17 protein-coding genes are annotated in these 17,988 nt (G+C 72.2%); 6 read left to right on the top strand and 11 right to left on the bottom strand.

Translation table 11 applies throughout. The features are described 5' to 3' along the window. Positions 1–2: 2 nt before the first annotated feature. The 8 genes from ACIBP6_RS35780 to ACIBP6_RS35745 all read right to left on the bottom strand — a co-directional run bounded on the left by ACIBP6_RS35780 (position 3) and on the right by ACIBP6_RS35745 (position 8,286). Positions 3–1,457, bottom strand: coding sequence for an NAD-dependent succinate-semialdehyde dehydrogenase (locus ACIBP6_RS35780; RefSeq protein ID WP_397058235.1), 1,455 nt, complete (start codon positions 1,455–1,457; stop codon positions 3–5). Continuing rightward, the gene (locus ACIBP6_RS35775) at positions 1,454–2,452 is read right to left on the bottom strand and encodes an ornithine cyclodeaminase family protein (RefSeq protein ID WP_397058234.1); all 999 of its coding nucleotides are present in this window, start codon (positions 2,450–2,452) and stop codon (positions 1,454–1,456) included. Before ACIBP6_RS35775 ends, ACIBP6_RS35780 begins: the two co-directional genes overlap by 4 nt. A gap of 16 nt (positions 2,453–2,468) precedes the next feature. Continuing rightward, positions 2,469–3,485: a dihydrodipicolinate synthase family protein gene (locus ACIBP6_RS35770; protein ID WP_397058233.1), complete on the bottom strand. Its 1,017-nt coding sequence runs from the start codon at positions 3,483–3,485 to the stop codon at positions 2,469–2,471. Beyond that, the gene (locus tag ACIBP6_RS35765; RefSeq protein ID WP_397058232.1) at positions 3,482–4,165 is read right to left on the bottom strand and encodes a hypothetical protein; all 684 of its coding nucleotides are present in this window, start codon (positions 4,163–4,165) and stop codon (positions 3,482–3,484) included. The genes ACIBP6_RS35770 and ACIBP6_RS35765 overlap by 4 nt, the downstream gene beginning before the upstream one ends. Before the next feature lie 18 nt (positions 4,166–4,183). Beyond that, positions 4,184–5,401 carry an amidohydrolase family protein gene (locus tag ACIBP6_RS35760; RefSeq protein ID WP_397058231.1) on the bottom strand — a complete coding sequence of 406 codons (1,218 nt, stop codon included), beginning with the start codon at positions 5,399–5,401 and terminating at the stop codon, positions 4,184–4,186. Beyond that, positions 5,398–5,967: an amino acid synthesis family protein gene (locus ACIBP6_RS35755; RefSeq protein WP_397058230.1), complete on the bottom strand. Its 570-nt coding sequence runs from the start codon at positions 5,965–5,967 to the stop codon at positions 5,398–5,400. The genes ACIBP6_RS35760 and ACIBP6_RS35755 overlap by 4 nt, the downstream gene beginning before the upstream one ends. Positions 5,968–6,003: 36 nt before the next feature. After that, the gene (locus ACIBP6_RS35750; protein ID WP_397058229.1) at positions 6,004–7,455 is read right to left on the bottom strand and encodes an MFS transporter; all 1,452 of its coding nucleotides are present in this window, start codon (positions 7,453–7,455) and stop codon (positions 6,004–6,006) included. 90 nt (positions 7,456–7,545) lie between these two features. Beyond that, positions 7,546–8,286 (bottom strand): SDR family NAD(P)-dependent oxidoreductase, encoded by a 741-nt coding sequence (locus tag ACIBP6_RS35745; RefSeq protein WP_397058228.1) that lies wholly within the window; start codon positions 8,284–8,286, stop codon positions 7,546–7,548. Between the two features lie 77 nt (positions 8,287–8,363). Between ACIBP6_RS35745 and ACIBP6_RS35740 the strand changes: the two genes are divergently transcribed. The 6 genes from ACIBP6_RS35740 (at position 8,364) to ACIBP6_RS35715 (ending at position 13,253) form a co-directional block, all read left to right on the top strand. After that, entirely contained in the window at positions 8,364–9,047 is a 684-nt protein-coding gene (locus ACIBP6_RS35740) for a GntR family transcriptional regulator (RefSeq protein WP_397058227.1), read from the top strand. Between the two features lie 120 nt (positions 9,048–9,167). Beyond that, positions 9,168–10,343, top strand: coding sequence for an NAD(P)/FAD-dependent oxidoreductase (locus tag ACIBP6_RS35735; protein ID WP_397058226.1), 1,176 nt, complete (start codon positions 9,168–9,170; stop codon positions 10,341–10,343). A 73-nt stretch (positions 10,344–10,416) separates the two neighbouring features. After that, positions 10,417–11,706, top strand: coding sequence for an aromatic ring-hydroxylating dioxygenase subunit alpha (locus ACIBP6_RS35730; protein ID WP_397058225.1), 1,290 nt, complete (start codon positions 10,417–10,419; stop codon positions 11,704–11,706). Beyond that, positions 11,703–12,254, top strand: a complete 552-nt coding sequence (locus ACIBP6_RS35725; protein WP_397058224.1) for an aromatic-ring-hydroxylating dioxygenase subunit beta — start codon at positions 11,703–11,705, stop codon at positions 12,252–12,254. Before ACIBP6_RS35730 ends, ACIBP6_RS35725 begins: the two co-directional genes overlap by 4 nt. A 27-nt stretch (positions 12,255–12,281) precedes the next feature. Further along, on the top strand, positions 12,282–12,476 hold the full coding sequence (locus ACIBP6_RS35720) for a ferredoxin (RefSeq protein ID WP_397058223.1): 195 nt from the start codon (positions 12,282–12,284) through the stop codon (positions 12,474–12,476). 90 nt (positions 12,477–12,566) lie between these two features. After that, positions 12,567–13,253, top strand: coding sequence for a helix-turn-helix domain-containing protein (locus ACIBP6_RS35715; RefSeq protein ID WP_397058222.1), 687 nt, complete (start codon positions 12,567–12,569; stop codon positions 13,251–13,253). 135 nt (positions 13,254–13,388) lie between these two features. Here the strand turns inward: ACIBP6_RS35715 and asnB are convergent, their stop codons facing one another. The 3 genes from asnB to ACIBP6_RS35700 all read right to left on the bottom strand — a co-directional run bounded on the left by asnB (position 13,389) and on the right by ACIBP6_RS35700 (position 17,668). Beyond that, entirely contained in the window at positions 13,389–15,236 is a 1,848-nt protein-coding gene (asnB, locus tag ACIBP6_RS35710; protein ID WP_397058221.1) for an asparagine synthase (glutamine-hydrolyzing), read from the bottom strand. Between the two features lie 90 nt (positions 15,237–15,326). Further along, the gene (locus tag ACIBP6_RS35705) at positions 15,327–16,574 is read right to left on the bottom strand and encodes a hypothetical protein (protein WP_397058220.1); all 1,248 of its coding nucleotides are present in this window, start codon (positions 16,572–16,574) and stop codon (positions 15,327–15,329) included. Beyond that, positions 16,571–17,668, bottom strand: a complete 1,098-nt coding sequence (locus tag ACIBP6_RS35700) for a HesA/MoeB/ThiF family protein (RefSeq protein ID WP_397058219.1) — start codon at positions 17,666–17,668, stop codon at positions 16,571–16,573. Before ACIBP6_RS35700 ends, ACIBP6_RS35705 begins: the two co-directional genes overlap by 4 nt. Positions 17,669–17,988 lie beyond the last annotated feature (320 nt).

The following is a 17,988-nucleotide window of genomic DNA, read 5'->3' as shown; positions in this document are numbered from 1 at the left end:
TCTCAGAGCTCGATCGCGAGGTATTTGGTCTCCAGGTATTCGTCGATGCCTGTCGGGCCTCCCTCGCGGCCGAGCCCCGACTGCTTCACCCCGCCGAACGGCGCCGCCGCGTTGGAGACCACCCCCTGGTTCAGGCCGATCATGCCGGTCTCCAGGGCTTCCGCCGTGCGCAGGGCGCGGGCCAGGTCACGGGTGTAAACGTAGGCGACCAGGCCGTACTCCGTGGCGTTGGCCAGCCCGATCGCCTCCTCGTCGGTGTCGAACGGCAGCACCGGCGCCACCGGCCCGAAGATCTCCTCGGCCAGCAGGGCGGCGTCACCGGGCACGTCGGCGAGCACGGTCGGCGGGTAGAAGTAGCCCGCGCCGCCGAGCGGGGCGCCGCCGGTCAGCACGCGCGCGCCCTTGCCGACCGCGTCGTCCACCAGCGCGCCGACCTTGGCCCGGCCGGCTTCGTCGATCAGCGGGCCGATCTGGCTGCCGTCCTCCAGGCCGGGGGCGACCCGCATGTCGGCCATCCGGGCCGCGAGCCGCTCGGCGAACGCGTCCGCGACGCCGCGCTGGACGTAGAAGCGGTTGGCCGCGGTGCACGCCTCACCCATGTTGCGGAGTTTCGCCAGGATCGCGCCGTCGACCGCCGCGTCCAGGTCGGCGTCGTCGAAGACCAGGAAGGGCGCGTTGCCGCCCAGCTCCATCGACGTGCGCAGGACGGTCCCCGCGGCCTGCGCCAGCAGCAGCCGGCCCACCTCGGTGGAGCCGGTGAACGACAGCTTGCGCAGCCGCCCGTCGCTCAGGAGCGCGCCGACGGCCCCGGCCGGGTCGGACGTGGTGACCACGTTGACCACACCCGACGGGACGCCGCAGTACTCCAGGATGGTGGCCAGCGCGAGCGTGGTGAGCGGGGTCTGCTCGGCCGGCTTGACGACGACGGTGCAGCCGGCCGCCAGCGCCGGTCCGATCTTCCGCGTGGCCATGGCCAGCGGGAAGTTCCAGGGCGTGACGAGCAGGCTGGGCCCGACCGGCTGGCGCATGACGAGGATGCGGCCGCGGCCGTTCGGCGAGACCTTGTAGCCGCCGTCGATGCGCACCGCCTCCTCGGCGAACCAGCGGAAGAAGTCGGCGCCGTAGTCGATCTCGGCGTACGCGTCGGCCAGTGGCTTGCCCATCTCCAGCGTGATGAGCGCGGCCAGTTCGTCGCGCCGGTGGTGGATCTCCTCGTACGCGCGGCGCAGGATCTCGGCGCGCTCGCGCGGCGCGGTCGCCGCCCACCCGGCCTGCGCGGCCACCGCGGCGTCGAGCGCGGCGACGGCGTCAGCCGGGGAGGCGTCGGCGACCGCGAGCAGCTCGGCGCCGTCGGCGGGGTTGGTCACGGGGAACGTCCGCCCGCCGGCGGCCTCGCGCCAGCCGTCCCCGATCCGCAGCCGGACCGGCACATCGGCCAGGACTTTCTCGTACGTCATGACGGCGTCCTCTCCAAACTCGCGGCGAACGGCTTCAGCTCGCAGACCTCTCCCAGGTCACGGCCGGACCCGCGGGAGCGGGCCGCGTCCAGCAGGCTGCGGGCCAGTGCCAGATCCTGCAGCGCGGTGCCGACCGACTTGAAGACCAGCAGGTCGCGGCCGTCGGTGCGGCGTACCGCGGCCAGGTCGGCGGCGGCGCGGGCGGCGGGCACGATGCGGTCGGCGGGCAGCGCGCCGTGCTGCAGCGCGTCGATGACGTCGCCCGACTCCTGGCGCACCTGGCGGTCGTCGTCCACGAGCAGGGTGCCCGCACGGGCGAGCGTGGCCCGGTCGAGCTCACGCAGGTCAGGGCGGGTCGAGCCGATCGACAGCACGACGGCGCCCGGCGCGAGGTCCGCGCCGTCGATCACCGGCTCCTTCGACTTGGTGGCCAGCAGGACCAGCGGCGCGCCGGTGGCCTCCTTGGCCGTCTCCACGGCCCGCACGTCGATGGCGAGCTCCTCGCTCATCCGGTCGGCGAACCGCTCCCGCCGGCTCGCCGACCGGCTGTGGACGAGCACCTGCTCGACGGGCCAGCGCCGGGCCATCAGCCGCAGGTGGCCGGTCGCCTCGAAGCCCGAGCCCACCAGCCCGAGCACGGTGTGCCCGGCCGCGCCCAGCAGCTCCCCCGCCACCAGGGTGTACGCCGCGGTGCGCAGCCGGGTCAGCTCGTCGGCGTCGAACATGCCGAGCAGCCGCCCGGACGCCACGTCGTACAGCAGGACGAGGTAGCGCGTGCCGAGCCCCTCGGCGAGCGTCATGACCTTCAGGCCCATGACGTCGCCGAGCACGGCGGGCATGGCCCGGATGAAGCCGGAGCCGCTCGGCACGTCGATGCGCGGCGGCAGCTCGGCCCGCCCGTGCGACTCCGTGTCGAGCACGGAGCGGGCCGCCTCCAGCACCACCTCATCGGTGGCCAGCTCCCGGATTTCGGCCCCGGACAAATGCAGCGTCATTCGTTTCTTTCCCGTGTCAGGCCGGGTTGCGCCCGGCGAAGAAGCCGTCGTCGCCGTCCGGCAGGTCGAATCCGGAGGCGGCCAGGCCGGCGCGCAGCGACCTCATCTGGCCGGGGTTCAGCCGCATCTGCGGCATGCGCAGCAGCCCTCCGTTGAACCCCTGCAGCCAGCCGAGGTACTTCCAGCCCACCCGGTGGATCAGCCCGGCGCCCTTGAAGCTCGCGTGGAAGTCGCCCTTGGCGGCGCGGGCCGGCTGGTAGCTCCAGAACACGTCCATGGCCTCGTCCCACTTGCCGGCCGTGGCCAGCTCGTGGACGCGCGGGACACGGTCGCCGAACGACTCGTACGCGCTGGTGCCGAACCACTGCGTGCCGAACCGGTCGACCAGCGCGGGCAGGTGCTGCTCCATCGGGTTCTCCACGAGCACGTGCTCGGAGACGCGGCGGTGGACGTCGGCCAGCCCGGTCAGCGAGGCGGCGCCGCCCGCCTCGTACTTGAGCGCGGCGGCGGTGTCGATCCTGGCCATCTCCTCGAGCGCGTCCGGCGGGAAGCCGGACGGGTGCAGCGGGGTGAAGCCCCACGTCATCACCGCGAACAGGATCAGCGCGAGGTCGGTGTGCTCGGCGACGTACCGGGTGTGCTCGACGATGTCGGCGGCCGAACGGGGCCGGAAGGACGGCGGATACGACAGGAGCGCGGCCTCGAAGCCGAGCCCCTCGGCGGCCTTCGCGGCGGCCAGCTCCTCCTCCACGGTGGAGAAGCTGAGGTGGGCGACGAGCCGGAACCCCTCGGGCGCCGACTCGGCGGCGATCTCCATGAAGCGGATGTACTCCTCCAGGGTGGTGCCGCTCTCGGAGGCGACGAGCGTGCCCCAGAAGCCGTAGCGGGCGGCCAGGCGTACGTCGTGGGCGATGCCGGCGGGGTTGAGGCCGCTGAAGTCGGCGGTGAAGGACGGCAGGGTCACGTTGCACAGTCCGCGCCACTCGGCACGGGCCCGGTCCTTCACCTCGGCCCGCGTGTAGGGGAGGCTCACTGGTGGTCCTTTCGATCGGTGGGCACGCCGACCCCGGCGTCGCCGGTGGCGTGGATGGCGCGGTACAGCCAGCGTCCTGAGCGGCCGAACCAGTCGTGCGCGGCGAGCGCCGCACGGCGGGGCGTGTCACGGGCCGCGGCCCGCTCAGGGGAGTCCATGACGGAGGGGTCGCGCAGCTCGTGCAGCGCGAGATGGGTCCAGGCCGGGCCCTCGAAGCCGGGGCGTACGGTGTAGCGGCGCACGCGCAGCCAGCCGTCGGCCTTCATGAGCAGCGGCACGTGCTCGTCGCCGTACCAGGCGTCGAAATCGGCGCGGAAGGCGTCGGGCACGCTGAAGGCGACAACCGAGAGATATCCCGATTTTTCGTCGCTCGGCCCGGTATCGGAGATCTGCTCGCCCAGGTAGCGGGTGAAGCCGCGCACGCGGGCGAGCATCCGGGCGGTCCGCTCCCCCGGGTCGCTCTTGAGCTTGCGGTAGCCGGGCGTCTCCAGCGCGGTCAGGTCGTCGACGTGGTAACAGGCGAGGAAACGCGGTTCGCCCTCGATCGCCTCGTAGCGCACGGCCGCGGCGAACCCGGGCAACGCCATGCGCACCGCGATGTGTTCGGTCTCGTACCAGTCGTGGAAGTCCTCCTCCTCCCCGGGAGGCGGCTCCATCTGCGAGAACAGCAGGCCCTTCACGGTGGTGTCCTTTCTGCTTTACGGGAGCGGCTGGGGCGCGCCCGCCGTCACACGGGCCGGGCGCCGAGCGGGCGGGGTGTTGCGGCTCCTGACGAAGCGCACCTCGCCCTGGGTGACCACCGCGGAGACCGCCGGCAGGTCGCCCACCTCCAGCGCGCCGCGCCAGTCGGCGGCCCGCGAGCCCAGCGGGGCGTCCAGGACGACGAAGTCGGCCGGCCTGCCCACCGCGACGCGGCCCGCGTCCAGGCCGTAGGTGTCGGCGACGTTGCCGGTGGCGGCGGCGATCGCCTGCGCCGGGTCGAGCGGCCCCAGCGAGACCAGCTCGGCCATGGTCCGCAGCAGCGCGAGCGGGATCACGCCGGTGCCGGTGGGCGTGTCGGAGGCGATCAGCAGCCGGTGCGCGGCGCCGTTCTCCAGGGCCAGCTCGGTGATGTGCAGGGCCGACTTGAGGTTGCCCGCCTGGACGAGCTGGAGTGCCATGTCGTGGCCGTGCGCGACCAGCTCGGCGTTCTCCTCGGGCGACAGCGAGGTGGGGCCGCCGTTGACGTGGCCGAGCACGTTGGGCCGCATCTCCAGCAGCGCCCGCGCGTCGATGAGCTCCAGGCTGCCGCGGATCGATCCGCCGCCGGTGTGGACCATGACGACGAGGCCCGCCTCGCGGGCGGCCCGGACCACGGGCGCGTAGTCGCGCGGCCCGGCGAAGGCCCCGAAACCGCCCTTGGCCAGCCGCACCCCGGCGGCGTACAGCTCGGCGAAGTCGTCGGCGGTCAGGCCCGGCTCCAGGATCACCGACCCGGCGTGCACGGTGACGCCGCCCGGCCGGTAGTCGAGGAAGCACCGCTGCGCGGCGATCGCCAGGGCCTTGACGCCGACGACGTCGGTCGGCCTGCCCGGCACGTGCACCTCGCTGGCGCTGATCGCCCGGGTCATGCCGCCGTGCAGGTAGCTCTCCAGGAAGCCGACGGTGCGCTGGCGCGGTGTGTAGTCGCCGAACGTCACGTGCACGTGGGAGTCGATCAGCCCGGGCACGACGGCGGCGCCGCCCGCGTCGAGGACGGTGGTGCAGCCGCCGAGGTCGGCCTGCTCGGCCGGGCCGATCCAGGAGATCACCCCGTCCTCGCAGATGATCGCGTCGCCGCCGATCGGCGAGCCGGCCAGGTCGCCGGCGTGGGAGTCGCCGATGCCGACGATCGCCGTACGCCGGGCGTCCGTCGCCTGGGGCTCGGGGGCGCTCATCGCAGCCCGTCCCCCTTCGCGTCGGCCTTGGCCAGGCCGCCGAGACGGCTGTGCACCCGGCCCCGGGAGGCCATGGCCACGATCACGGCGATCTCGTCCGGCCGCGGCCCGTCGGGGACCGTGACGGTGACGCTGTCGTAGAACTCGCGGACGAACAGCGCCTGCTTGTAGGCCAGCGGGATGTCGATCGCGGCGCCGGCGGCGGCGACCTTGGTGTTGGAGGTGACCCACGTGGTGCCGCCGATGCCGTCGCGCAGCGCGTCGCCGAACGGCGTGGTCAGGCAGGCCACGCCGTGCTCCTGCTCGCCCGCCACGCCGACGATCGCGCCCTTGCCGCAGCTCTCCGCCTCGGCGCCGAGCGCCGTGCGGCAGCGGGTGACCAGCTCGGCGGCCAGCGCTCCGGACGGCTCGACCAGGTCCGCCAGATCCTCCGACCAGCGGCCGGCGTACGGATTCCTGATCACCGCGACGACGGCCGCCTTGCGCAGCGGCGGATCCACGCGCGGCCCCCCGTCGTGGGTGATCTCCTCGACCGTGGTCAGCCACTTGCGGACCTGCAGTTCCATGGGTGTTTTCCTCCTCAAAGTGGAAACTGTATTCAGTTAATGTACTGGAGCGGCCGAGGCGGACGCCGCGGGGGCCCGCTTCACCCTCCAGGCCAGCACCGCGGCCAGGGCCGTGCACGCCCCGCAGACCAGAAACGAGACGGTGTAGGCGCCGCTCGCCGGGATCTGGGTGCCGGGCAGCGGATTCGCGGCGAAGAGCACGCCGACGACCGTGCTGCCGAGCGAGTTGCCGACCGCGTACACGATGGCCGTCACGCCGAGCGCCACGCCCGACTGCGACGGCGGCACGGCCTGCATCACGATGATCTGGGCGGCCGCCAGCCCCATCGTGTTGCCGAGCGCGTAGACGGCCAGGCTGACCAACATCGGCGCCGGGAAGCTGTGCGTGGCGGCCAGGCCGAAGTAGGCGACACTGCAGCACAGGACGCTGACCGCGGCGGCCCCGCCGAAGCCGATCCGCCTGCCGATCGGCTGGAGCGTCCAGGCCGCGAGCAGCCCGCCGATCGCCACCGGGACGGCGAACAGGCAGGCGTGCAGCGGCGTCCAGCCGAAGCCGTAGCCCGCCACGGCCGGGTCGGTCTGCGCGAAGCGGGTGACCGCCGAGATGGCGCCGTAGATGCCGAACGCGATCAGGAACACGACCAGCGTGGGCAGCCGGGTCGCCGCCTTGGTCATCACGGAGAGGTCGACGAGCGGATGCGACGAGCGCCGCTCGACCGCCAGCCAGACGCCGGCCAGCACCAGACCGCCGATGATCAGGCCGAGCACCTCGGGCGAGCCCCACCCCCAGACGGGGCCCTTGCTCGTGCCGAGCAGGAAGGTCACCAGGCTCAGCGCGAGCAGCACCGCGCCGGGCAGGTCGAAACCGCCGCTCGCCCGGTACGGCGACTCGCGGACGGCCAGCAGCGTGCCGAGCAGGCCCAGCGCCAGGGTCACGGCGGCCATCCAGAAGTACAGGTGGTAGTCGCCCCCGGCGGCGCCGACCAGGCCGCCGGCCAGCAGCCCCGCCGCCACGCCGACGCTGTTGCCCGCGTGGATCATCGTGACCGTGCGGCGGGCCCGGCGCGGGGCCATCGTGTCGTTCGCCACCGCCTCGGGCAGGGCCAGCATGGGGGCCTGGGCGCCCATCAGTGCCCGGCCGACGAACAGCAGGGTGATGTCGCGCGTGAGCGCGCCGATCAGCGCGCCCACCAAGGCGACGGACAGGCAGACGATCATGATGCGGCGCTTGCCGTACAGGTCGGCGAGCCTGGTGAGCACGGCGAGCCCGACGGCGCCGGCCAGCAGCTCGGCCGTGAGCAGCCACGCTACGTCGCCGGGGGCGAGGCCGAGCTGCTTGCCGATGCCCGGCAGCAGGGGGACGATGCCGACTTGGAGCAGCAGGACGGTGAAGCCGAGATAGGACAGCACCCCCACCGCCACGCCGCCGTTCGTGTCGGGGGCCGGGGAGGACGAAGGGGTGCCGGGCTTGGAGGCCATCGTGGCCATGGGCCCTCCTCAGGGGGAATTGAATGCTGAAAACTGTAGCCACTTTTATCGTCGCGTCAATGACCTGCGGCTTCCCGCCGGCCTCTCCCGTCAGGGCATCAGGAGTCCGCCGTTGACCTGGACGACCTGGCCGGTCATATAGCGGCTGGCGTCGGCGAGCAGGAAGAGCACCGGGCCCACGACGTCGTCGGGCAGGCCGACCCGGCCCATCGGGATCGCCCGCGCCCGGTCGGCGGCGCGGTCGTGGTAGTCGGGGAAGCCGGTGAGCATCGGCGTCTCCACCGGGCCCGGCGCGACGGCGTTCACCCGTACGCCCGTGGCGGCGGCCTCCAGGGCGGCCGACTTCACCAGAGCCTCCACGCCCGCCTTGGCGGCGGCGTAGTGGGCGCCGTTCGGGTAACCCTTGGTCGCCCAGCCGGTGGACATGGCCACGATGCCGCCCCGACCGCGGGCGGTCATGCGCGGGAGCACGGCGCGGACCGCGTGGAACGTTCCGTACAGCGAGATCTCGACGACGCGCCGGAACTCGGCCGGGTCGAGCTCGGCCAGCGGCGCCTCGGAGACCACGCCGGCAGCGCAGACGAGGTGCCGGACCGGGCCGAGGTCCTCTTCCACGCGCGCCACCGCCGCCTCGACGGCCGCCGCGTCGCGTACGTCGCAGCCGATCTCCAGCGCGGCGCCCGTCACGGGGTCGTCTCCCGACCCGGCGACCGGGTCGAGCACCGCGGTGGGCACGCCCTGCGCGCCCAGCGCCGCCACCACCGCCCGGCCGATGCCGCCGCAACCGCCTGTGACGACGGCCGTGCCGCCGCCGACACCGAGATCCATCATGGGAAACCTCATTTCTGCCGGAGTAAGGTGTATACACTAGCCAGGTGCCGAAAAAGAAGACCGTCCTCCCTCTGCCTGTGAGCGAAGAGCTCCAACAGCGCCGGACGGCGCCCGACTACATCGTCAGCGTGCTCCGCGAGGCCATCTACGAAGGCTCGCTGGCCGACGGCGCGATCCTCAACCAGGTAGCCGTGGCCGAGCACTTCGGGGTCTCCCGGGTGCCGGTGCGCGAGGCGATGCGGCAGCTCCAGGCCGAAGGCCTGCTGAGCGCCGAGGCACACCGCCGTCCCGTGGTGCGCGGCCTGACGCTGGAGCGCGTCCTCGAGATCTTCGACCTGCGCGCGATGGTCGAGGGCTACCTGGTGGAGAAGGCCACCCCGCACATCGACGACCAGCTCATCGCCCGGCTCGAAGAGCTCGTCGAGCGCATGCACGAGCCGCTCGACCACGGGCGCTGGCTCGCACTCAACGCCGAGTTCCACCAGACGCTCTACGAGCCGTCCGACGCGGTGACGGCGCTGGAGCTGGCCGGCCAGATGCGCGGGCGGGCCGAGCGCTACCTGCGCCTGTGGAGCGCGGGCCGGGGCGTCGACCGCAACGCGGAGGCCACCCGCGAGCACGAGCGGATACTCGACTACGTCCGCAACCGTGACGCGGCCGCCGCCCGCCGCGAGGTCGAGCAGCACATCCTGCACACCCGCGACGAGGTCGTCCGGATGTACCGCAACCGCCCCAAGCCCGCCCCCGCCACCTCCGCCTGACCCTTCTCCCTCCGGTGCCCTGCCCCCCGTCGGGGGGCAGGGCACTTTCACATGGGCGCCCGTCCGAGGGGTGACCGGACCATTGCCAATTCCGAATAATTCTGTATACAGTTTCCAGTCATGCAATCCGTAGTGGTGGTGGGCGGGTCGCTCGCCGGCCTCCGTACCGTCGAGGCGCTACGCCGCGAGGGGTACTCGGGACGGATCGACCTGATCGGCGCGGAGCCGCACCCGCCGTACGACCGCCCGCCGCTGTCCAAAGGCGTGCTCACAGGACAGGCCGCCCCCGAGACGGTGGCCCTGCGGCAGCAGCCCGACCTCGGCGTCGACTGGCATCTCGGCGAGCGCGCCGTCGCCCTCGACCCCGCCGGCCGCGAGGTCGTGGTGGCGAGCGGGCGGCGCTTCCGTTACGACGGCCTCGTCGTCGCCACAGGGGCCACGCCGCGCCGGGTCCCCTCGATCCCGTACGACCTCGCCGGCGTCATCTCGCTGCGCACCTTGGAGGACGCGCTGGCACTGCGGCGGGAGCTGTCCGGCCGCCCCTCCGTCGTGATCGTCGGCGGCGGCTTCATCGGCACCGAGGTGGCGTCGAGCTGCCGGACGCTCGGTCTCGACGTCACCCTGGTCACCCTCGACCCCGTGCTGGCCCGCGCCCTCGGCCCGCTGGCGGCGAGCGCGGCGGCGCGTGCGGCCGACCACGGCGTCAAGGTCCTGCACCCGGCGGCCGTCACGGCGGTCAAGGGCGACCGGCGGGTGGCCGAGGTCGTCCTCGCCGACGGCCGCGTGCTGCCGGCCGACGTGCTCGTCGTCGCCGTGGGCGCCGTCCCCGAGACGCGATGGCTGCGGGACTCGGGGGCCGTGCTGGACGACGGGGTGGTGTGCGACGCCGGTCTGGGCGTCGCCGGCCTGCCCGGCGTGGTGGCCGCCGGCGACGTGGTGCGCTGGCCGCACCCCATGCTCGGCGGCGGGCTGCTGCGGCTGGAGCACTGGACGAACGCCGCCGAGACGGCGGTGTCGGCGGCGCGGCGGCTGCTGCACGGGCCGGGCGCGGGGTCGTGCGCCCCGATGCCGTCGTTCTGGAGCGACCAGTTCGGTGTCCGCATCCAGGGCGTCGGCCTGCCGGCTCTGGCCGACGAGACGCGCGTGGTCGACGGCGACCCGGTGAGCGGCCGGTTCGTGGCCGAATACCACCGCGCGGGCGAGCTGGTCGGGGCGGTGACCGGGGGATCGGCCAAGGCGCTGCTCCCCTACCGGCGCCTGCTCACGGCGTCGCCGCATCCGGCCGCGGTCCGCTGACGTTGGTAAAAGAATCCTCGGAGCAGGAAATTGTCTGATATACACCGAAATATCACGAGTGGGAGCGATTGACATGGATACTCTCACGGAGACCGTTGAGCGCCTCCACAAAAGCGTGCTGCCGGAGGAAGGACTGATCCCGGCGTACGTCCACACCGACCCCGACGTCTACCAGCTGGAGATGCGGCGGCTGTTCGGGCGCAGCTGGCTGTTCGTCGCGCACGAGTCCGAGATCCCCCGGCCCGGCGACTTCGTCGTGCGCGACATGGGCGAGGCCAACGTGATCGTCTCGCGGGGCGACGACGGGCACGTGCGGGTGTTCCTCAACTCCTGCCGGCACCGCGGCATGAAGCTGGCCTGCGAGGACATGGGCAACGGCCCCTCGTGGCGGTGCCCGTACCACGGGTTCACCTTCCGCAACGACGGCTCGTTCCTGGGGGCGCCGTACCAGCGGTTCGCCTACACCGAGGGGCTCGACCGGGAGGCGCTGCGGCTGGTCGAGGCGCGCTGCGAGGCGTACAAGGGGCTGATCTTCGCCACGTGGGACCGCGGGGCCGAGCCGCTCACCGACTTCCTCGGCGCCATGACCTGGTATCTCGACATCTTGGTCGGCCGGGCCGAATTCGAGGTCGTGGGCACGCCGCAGCGCTGGATCGTTCCAACGGCCTGGAAGCTGCCCGCCGAGAACTTCGCCTCCGACGCCTACCACACCGCCACCACGCACGCCTTCCTCGCCCAGCTCGGGCTGGTCAGCGGGGTCGACTTCGGCCGCCTCGGCTACCACGTCGACGCCGGCAACGGCCACGGGCTCGGCATCGGCGTGCAGGACGAGGGCCCGTGGTATCCGCCCGAGCTGCGCGCCGAGTACGAGCGCAACCTCTCCCCTGACCAGCTCGCCCTGCTCGACCGGATCAAGAACTTCCACGGCAACGTCTTCCCGAACCTGTCCTTCCTCATCCCCAACGTCATCGAGTTCGGCGGCCGCCGGGTCACCGGCATGACGCTGCGGCAGTGGCAGCCGGTCGGGCCCGGCAGCATCCAGGCGTGGTCGTGGCACCTGGTCGAGAAGGACGCCCCGGACTGGTGGAAGGAGCTGGGGCGCAAGGCGTACATCCAGACGTTCGGCACCTCCGGCATGCTGGAGCAGGACGACACGGAGAACTGGGAGGCGCAGACCCGAAACTCCCAGATCGCCCTCACGCTCGACGAGCCGGTGGTGCTCCACTACGGCATGGGCCTCGGCCGCGAGCCGCTGACCGACTTCCCCGGCCTCGGCACCGTGTACGACGGCAAGTTCAACGAAGCCGCGGCCCGCTCGTTCTACCGCCGCTGGCTCGACCTGGTGGCAGGTGAGACGCGATGACCGTGACCTTCGACCCCGGCCTGCTGGCCTCCTTCGTCCCCGCGGGGCCGGTCCCCCTGGGGCTGCGGATTGTCGTCCAGGACTTCCTGGTGGACGAGGCCGAGCTGCTCGACTCGCGCCGCTTCGACGAGTGGCTGGCGCAGTTCACCGACGACACCGAGTACCGCGTGCCGGTGCGGATCACCCGGCGGCTCGGCAACCCTGACGTGGTGGACGACATCTTCCACTTCGACGAGAACAAGGCCAGCCTCGGCCTGCGCGTGCGCCGGCTGGGCACCAACGTCGCCTGGGCGGAGGACCCGCCGTCGTTCACCCGGCGGTTCGTCACCAACGTGAAGGTCGCCTGGGGCGAGCGGGACAACGAGTTCGCCGTACGCAGCTACCTGCTGCTCTACCGCAGCCGCGGCGACCGCGGCACCCACGACCTGCTGTCCGGTGAGCGGCAGGACCTCCTGCGGCTGGAGGACGACCGGCTCCGGATCGCCCGCCGCCGCGTCGTCCTCGACCAGGCCACCCTCGGCACCAAAAACCTCGCGATCTTCCTCTGAGCGCCGATCCGGAAGGAACCCCGTAAGATGCGCGTCATTCTCGACCCCCAGAGCTGCCAGGCGTACGGCAACTGCCTGCTGACCGCGCCGGACGTCTTCGACCTCGACGAGGAGACGGGCGTCGCCATCATCCTCCAGGAACGCCCGCCGGCGGAGCTGCACGCCGCCGTCGAGGAAGCCGTCCGCAGCTGCCCCGTCCAGGCCCTCACGCTGGAGGACTGACCCGCTCGAGAAAGCGCCGACGAGCTGCCCACCTCGCCCGTGCAGGCCATGATTCATCCCGTACGATCCCAGCGGAAAGGGGACAAGCGGATGGCGCTGGAGGTCGAGAGCCGGGGGTCGGACTCGCCGTTCATCGAGCGGGTGTGGCGGAGCCGGAGTCACGGGGTCGGGCGGATGACGTCGGTGGCGGCGGCCACGTGGGACCTGGTCTTCTGGGAGCAGGGCGGCAAGGTCAGCGTGGCCGTGCAGGGGCCGGAGTCGAAGGCGAGCCCGGCGCCCGTCCCTGACGAGGCGACGTTCTTCGGGATCAGTTTCGCGCTCGGCACGTCGATGCCGCACCTTCCGATCCTGGTCGACGTCTCGACCGAGATTCCCGGCGCGACGCGCAGGTCGTTCCACCTGAAGGGGTCGTCCTGGCACCTGCCCGGCTACGACGACGCCGAGGAGTTCGTACGGCGGCTCGTCCGCGAGGACGTCATCGACCGTGACCCGGTGGTGACCGCGGTGCTGAACGGCGCGCCGCCTGAGGTGTCGGAGCGGACCGTCCAGCGGCGGTTCCTGGCGGCGACCGGGCTCACCCAGGGCGCCGTCCGGCAGATCGGCCGCGCCCGGCGGGCCGCGGAGCTCGTCCGCGAGGGCGTGCCGGTCCACGACGTGGTCCACCGGCTCGGCTACTTCGACCAGCCCCATCTGGCGCGCTCGCTGTCCCGGTACGTCGGACGGACCGCCACGCAGCTGACCGCCCCCGACCCGGCCGAGCCGCTGTCGCTGTTCTGAACGAGACCGGCCGTTCCGGCTTCTGGACACGTCTGAATGCAACAGGGCTGTTCCGGCTTGTGGACACGTCTGGATGGGACCGGCCCGTTCCGGCTTCTGGGCGCGCGGAACGAGCCGGTGCTCGTGAGGCGGGGGTCAGACGGCGAGCTCGACGCGGTACTCGCGCAGCCACGTGTCGAGCTGCAGGAACCGCTCCAGCGCCGCCCTGATCGGCGAGGCGCCCGGCAGGCCGACGGGCCCGTCGACGATCGCGCGGACCTTGTCCCAGTCGATCAGCTGGGCGGCCGGTGAGTCGCCGTCGCGCAGCAGCGCCCCGGCGTGCTCACGCAGGACCCGGTCGTACGAGGGGTCCTGCGTGGCCGGGTACGGGCTCTTGACGCGCCGCAGGATCGACTCGGGCAGCAGGTCGGCGGAGGCTCCGCGCAGCAGGCTCTTCTCCCGCCCGTCGTACGTCTTGTGCGCCCACGGCGCGTTGAAGACGTACTCCACCAGGCGGTGGTCGCAGAACGGCACCCGGACCTCCAGCCCGACGCGCATGCTCATGCGGTCCTTGCGGTCGAGCAGGATCTGCACGAACCGGGTCAGGTGCAGGTAGCTGACCTCCCGCATGCGCCGCTCGTGCCCGGTCTCGCCGGGCAGCCGCGGCACCTCGTCGAGCGCCTGGCGATAGCGCTCGGCCCGGTAGCGCTCCAGGTCGATGCGGCGGGCCAGGTCGTCCTTGAGCAGCCGCTCGGATCCCGTGTGGTCGTCGAAGCCGCCGGCGAGCCACGGGAAGGTGTCGGACTCCACCGCCTCGCGGTCGTGGAACCACCGGTAGCCGCCGAACACCTCGTCGGCCGACTCCCCCGACAGCGCCACCGTGGAGTGCCCGCGGATGGCCTTGAACAGCAGGTAGAGCGAGGAGTCCATGTCGCCGATGCCCATCGGCAGGTCACGGGCGCGCAGCACCTCGGATCGTACGGCCGGGTCCATCAGCTCGGCCGAGTTGAGCACGATGTCGGTGTGGTCGGAGCCGACGTGCTCGGCCAGCGCGTGCACGTACGGCGTGTCGGGCGTCGAGCGGGTGAGGTCCGGGTGGAAGTTCTCGGCGTACCCCACGAAGTCGACGGCGAACGAGCGCACCGTGCCGAGGCCCTGCTCGCGCAGGTCCTTGGCGGCCAGCGCGGTCACCATGCTGGAGTCCAAGCCGCCCGACAGCAGCGTGCACAGGGGCACGTCGCTGATGAGCTGGCGGGACATGATGTCGTCCAGCAGGCCGCGGACGTTCTTGACGGTCGAGTCGACGTCGTCCGGGTGCTCGTACGACTCCAGCTGCCAGTAGCGGCGCTTGCGGATGCCGTCCCGGTTCACCCGCACGATCTGGCCGGGGCGCACTTCGTACATGCCCTGGAAGATGCCGTGCTCGGGTGTCTTGACGAACGCCAGCAGCTCGCACAGCCCCTCGGCGTCGAGCACGCGCCGGGCGAGCGGGTTGGCGAGGATGGCCTTCGGCTCGGAGCCGAACAGCACCCCGTGCGGCGTCGGGTAGAAGTACAGCGGTTTGATGCCCATGCGGTCGCGGACGAGGAGCAACTCCTCGGTACTGGCGTCCCAGACGGCGAAGGCGAACATGCCGTTGAGGTGCTCGGCGACGTCCTGGCCCCATTCCAGGTACGCGCGCAGCAGGACCTCGGTGTCGCTGTGGGTGCGGAAGCGATGGCCGCGGGCGGACAACTCCGAGCGAAGCTCCAGGAAGTTGTACACCTCTCCGCTGTAGGTGAGCACGGCGGGCTCGCGGTCCTGGTCGGCGGCGACCATGGGCTGACGGCCGCCGGCGAGGTCGATGATGGCGAGCCTGCGGTGTCCGATGGCGGCGTGCGGCGCCAGCCACAGCCCCTGGTCGTCGGGACCGCGGCACGCCATCGTGTCCGTCATCGCCTGTGCGGTCTCCCGGGCCCCCCGCAGGTCCCGTTCGAAATCGACCCATCCACAAATGCCACACATTCTGGATCCCCCCAGATTCCGGAGGTTCCAAGCCATGCCCGATTTTGGGCTGTTTGTCCCAAAAAAGAATGAAATGTGACATATATCGCGTTATTGGGGCGACCGGCGCCAGGCCGCGAACCTGCGTACGTACTCCCGACCGGCCAGGACGAACGCCAGCGACTCCTGCCCCAGCAGCAGCCCGGTGCAGAGCAGCGCCCACCAGAACTGCCAGGCCAGCGGCCCCAGGGCGACCCCCGCCACCGCCCATTCCAGCACCACCACGACCACCGGCAGCAGGAAGAACGCGAACCAGGCGAGCACGCCCAGCGACCCGGCCAGCCACACCCAGCGGAACCACCGCGCGGCCCGGACGTCGGCCGGCGAGGCCGCGTCCAGCTCGGCGGCCTGCTCCGGCGTCAGCCGCCCGAACGCCCGGCGCAGCATGAGCGACTTGACCTCCCAGAGGTTCCGGCAGCCCAGCGCGTTGACCATGACGGCGTACAGGTCGGTGCGCAGGAAGATCATGCACTGCCACAGGAACCCGGCCAGCTTGACGAACACCCACACGGCGAGCGTCGCGTCCACCGTCTCCGGCGGCGACCACACCCCGGTGTGGATCAGCAGCCGCAGGCCGACCAGCACGGCGAGCACCACGGCGTCGATCGCCATGCCGCCGAGCAGCGGCCCGTACCGCTGCCGGCGCGGCACCGCCCACACCTGCGTGAGGTCGGTCTCGAAGACGAGCAGCATGAGCCTGCGGTCGACGCCGAACCGCGACCGGATGCCGATCGCCCGCGCCGCCAGCCAGTGCCCGCACTCGTGCAGGGCCATGGAAATCATGGAGAACGGCATCAGCAGCACGGCGCTCAGCCCGATGTCGCCGAACGCGAACGCGTCCTCGGCCGGCCGGGGGAACAGCTCGGGCCGCGTGACGAAGACGGCGACGCTGAAGACGGCGCACGCGGCGTAGACGGCCCAGGCCACGGGGCCGAAGAACGGCCGGATGACCTCCTGCCGCACGCCGGCCAGCCACCGCCGCGCCTGGATGGGCGCGGTCCGCACGGCCTCGGGCTCCGCGGAGCCGCCATCGGGCGCTCCTTCGTCCACGAAGCCGAGCTCGCGCAGGGTCTCCACGAACGACGGGATGTCGACCGGCTCCCCCGCGAACGCCTCCGCCTCCGCGGCGGTCTCCTCCAGCGTCGCTCCCCGCAGCAGAGCGTTGATCACGACCCCGCCCACGGCCGGGATGGTGATGAAGACCCCGGTCTCCGGGTCGCCGACCAGGACCTCGTCGTCGTTCTCCTCGACCACGCTGAGCGGGCGCAGCCGTACGGTCGTCGCCTCGGGGATGCTCACGCCGGCCTCACCGGGGCCAGCGCGCACGCCGGGCACTCGGGGTCGCGCGGGAACGGCTCCCAGACCGGCACCAGCCCTGTCCGCAGGTCGAGCATCACGCGCGCCCCAGCGGCCCGTGGCGGCTCGAAGGCGGTCAGGTAACGCAGCGCCTCGTACGCGATGAGCGATCCCATCTGCATGGCGATCGGCCCGATGAGGGCGTTGTTGAGTCGCATCTCGCGGGTGAGCCGCTGGGCCACGCCCGCCGAGGTCGGCTCGCCGGGGTCGGGCCGGTCGGACTCGTCGCACAGCAGGCACGCGCTCCTGCCGGGGTCGACGGAGCAGTACATCAGCTGGGTGCGTTGCATGCCGCCGCTCACGAGGGGCACGCCGGCCCGCAGCGCCGCCTCGTTCACCCACAGGTGGGCCTGGGGCTCGCCGTCGAGGCCGCCCGCGATCAGGTCGACGTCGGCGGTCAGGTCCTTCAGGTCCTCGGGGCCGGCGATCCAGCGGTCGACGGCGCGGACCTCGATCGTCGGGTCGTACTCGCGCACCCATTCGGCGGCGCGGTCGACCTTCGAGCGGCCGATGTCCTGGTGCCGGTAGAGGAACTGGCGGGCGAAGTTGCGCGGCGCCACGTCGTCGCGGTCCACCAGGGTCATGGCGCCGACGCCGAGCCCCGCCAGGCACTGCACGATGGAGGAGCCGGCCCCTCCCGCACCGAGGACGAGCACGTGCGACTCACGCAGCCGCCGCACGTAGCCGGCCCGCGAGCGGCCGAGGCCGGCGAAGCTGCCGAAGAAGGTGAGGGTGGAGAAGTGGCGCTCGTCGGCGACGGGGTCGCCGAGACGGCGCTCGCCGGCCTCCTCGACCAGCCCGAGCGAGTCGAGCCCGGCCAGCCCTTCCGCCACGTCGGCCTCGCTCACGTCGAACCCGCGCGCGGCCAGGGCGGATGCGAGCTCCGCGGCCGTACAAGGCCCGGCGGAGAGCTCGGTCAGGAACGCCGCGATCTGCCCGTCGGGGTCGGCCAGCGTGAGCGCCTCGCGAGGGTCGTAGATCACGATCAGGTTGTCGCCGAGCGGTTCCCAGGCGCATTCCTTCAAGACGACACGCATCGGGGTCTCCCAATCGAAGGTGCGGGGGCGGCGGTCGCCGCCCCCGCCATGAGGACTGCTTGACTACGCGTCCCTCACGGTGGCCTTGACGGCCTCGACCTTGCGGACCTCGATCTTCATGACAATCCTCCTCTCACCCGAGCAGCGGAGCACTGCGACCATGGTGCGCGCAGGCGCCACACAACCCCTACACATCCGCCATATGGTCGATCTGAGGCGAGGGGCAGCCTCCTGAAACATCGCCGTGATAGACCGGTCGTGATGCCAGCGATCTTGCGTCGGCGGGCGCGGACCTCGGCGCCCGCAGAGCCCGCCGCGTG

The organism is Nonomuraea terrae (assembly GCF_044465245.1).
Lineage (GTDB): Bacteria > Actinomycetota > Actinomycetes > Streptosporangiales > Streptosporangiaceae > Nonomuraea > Nonomuraea terrae.
The sequence above is the reverse complement of the archived record's forward strand: the minus strand, read 5'-3'. Positions and strand labels throughout refer to the sequence as shown.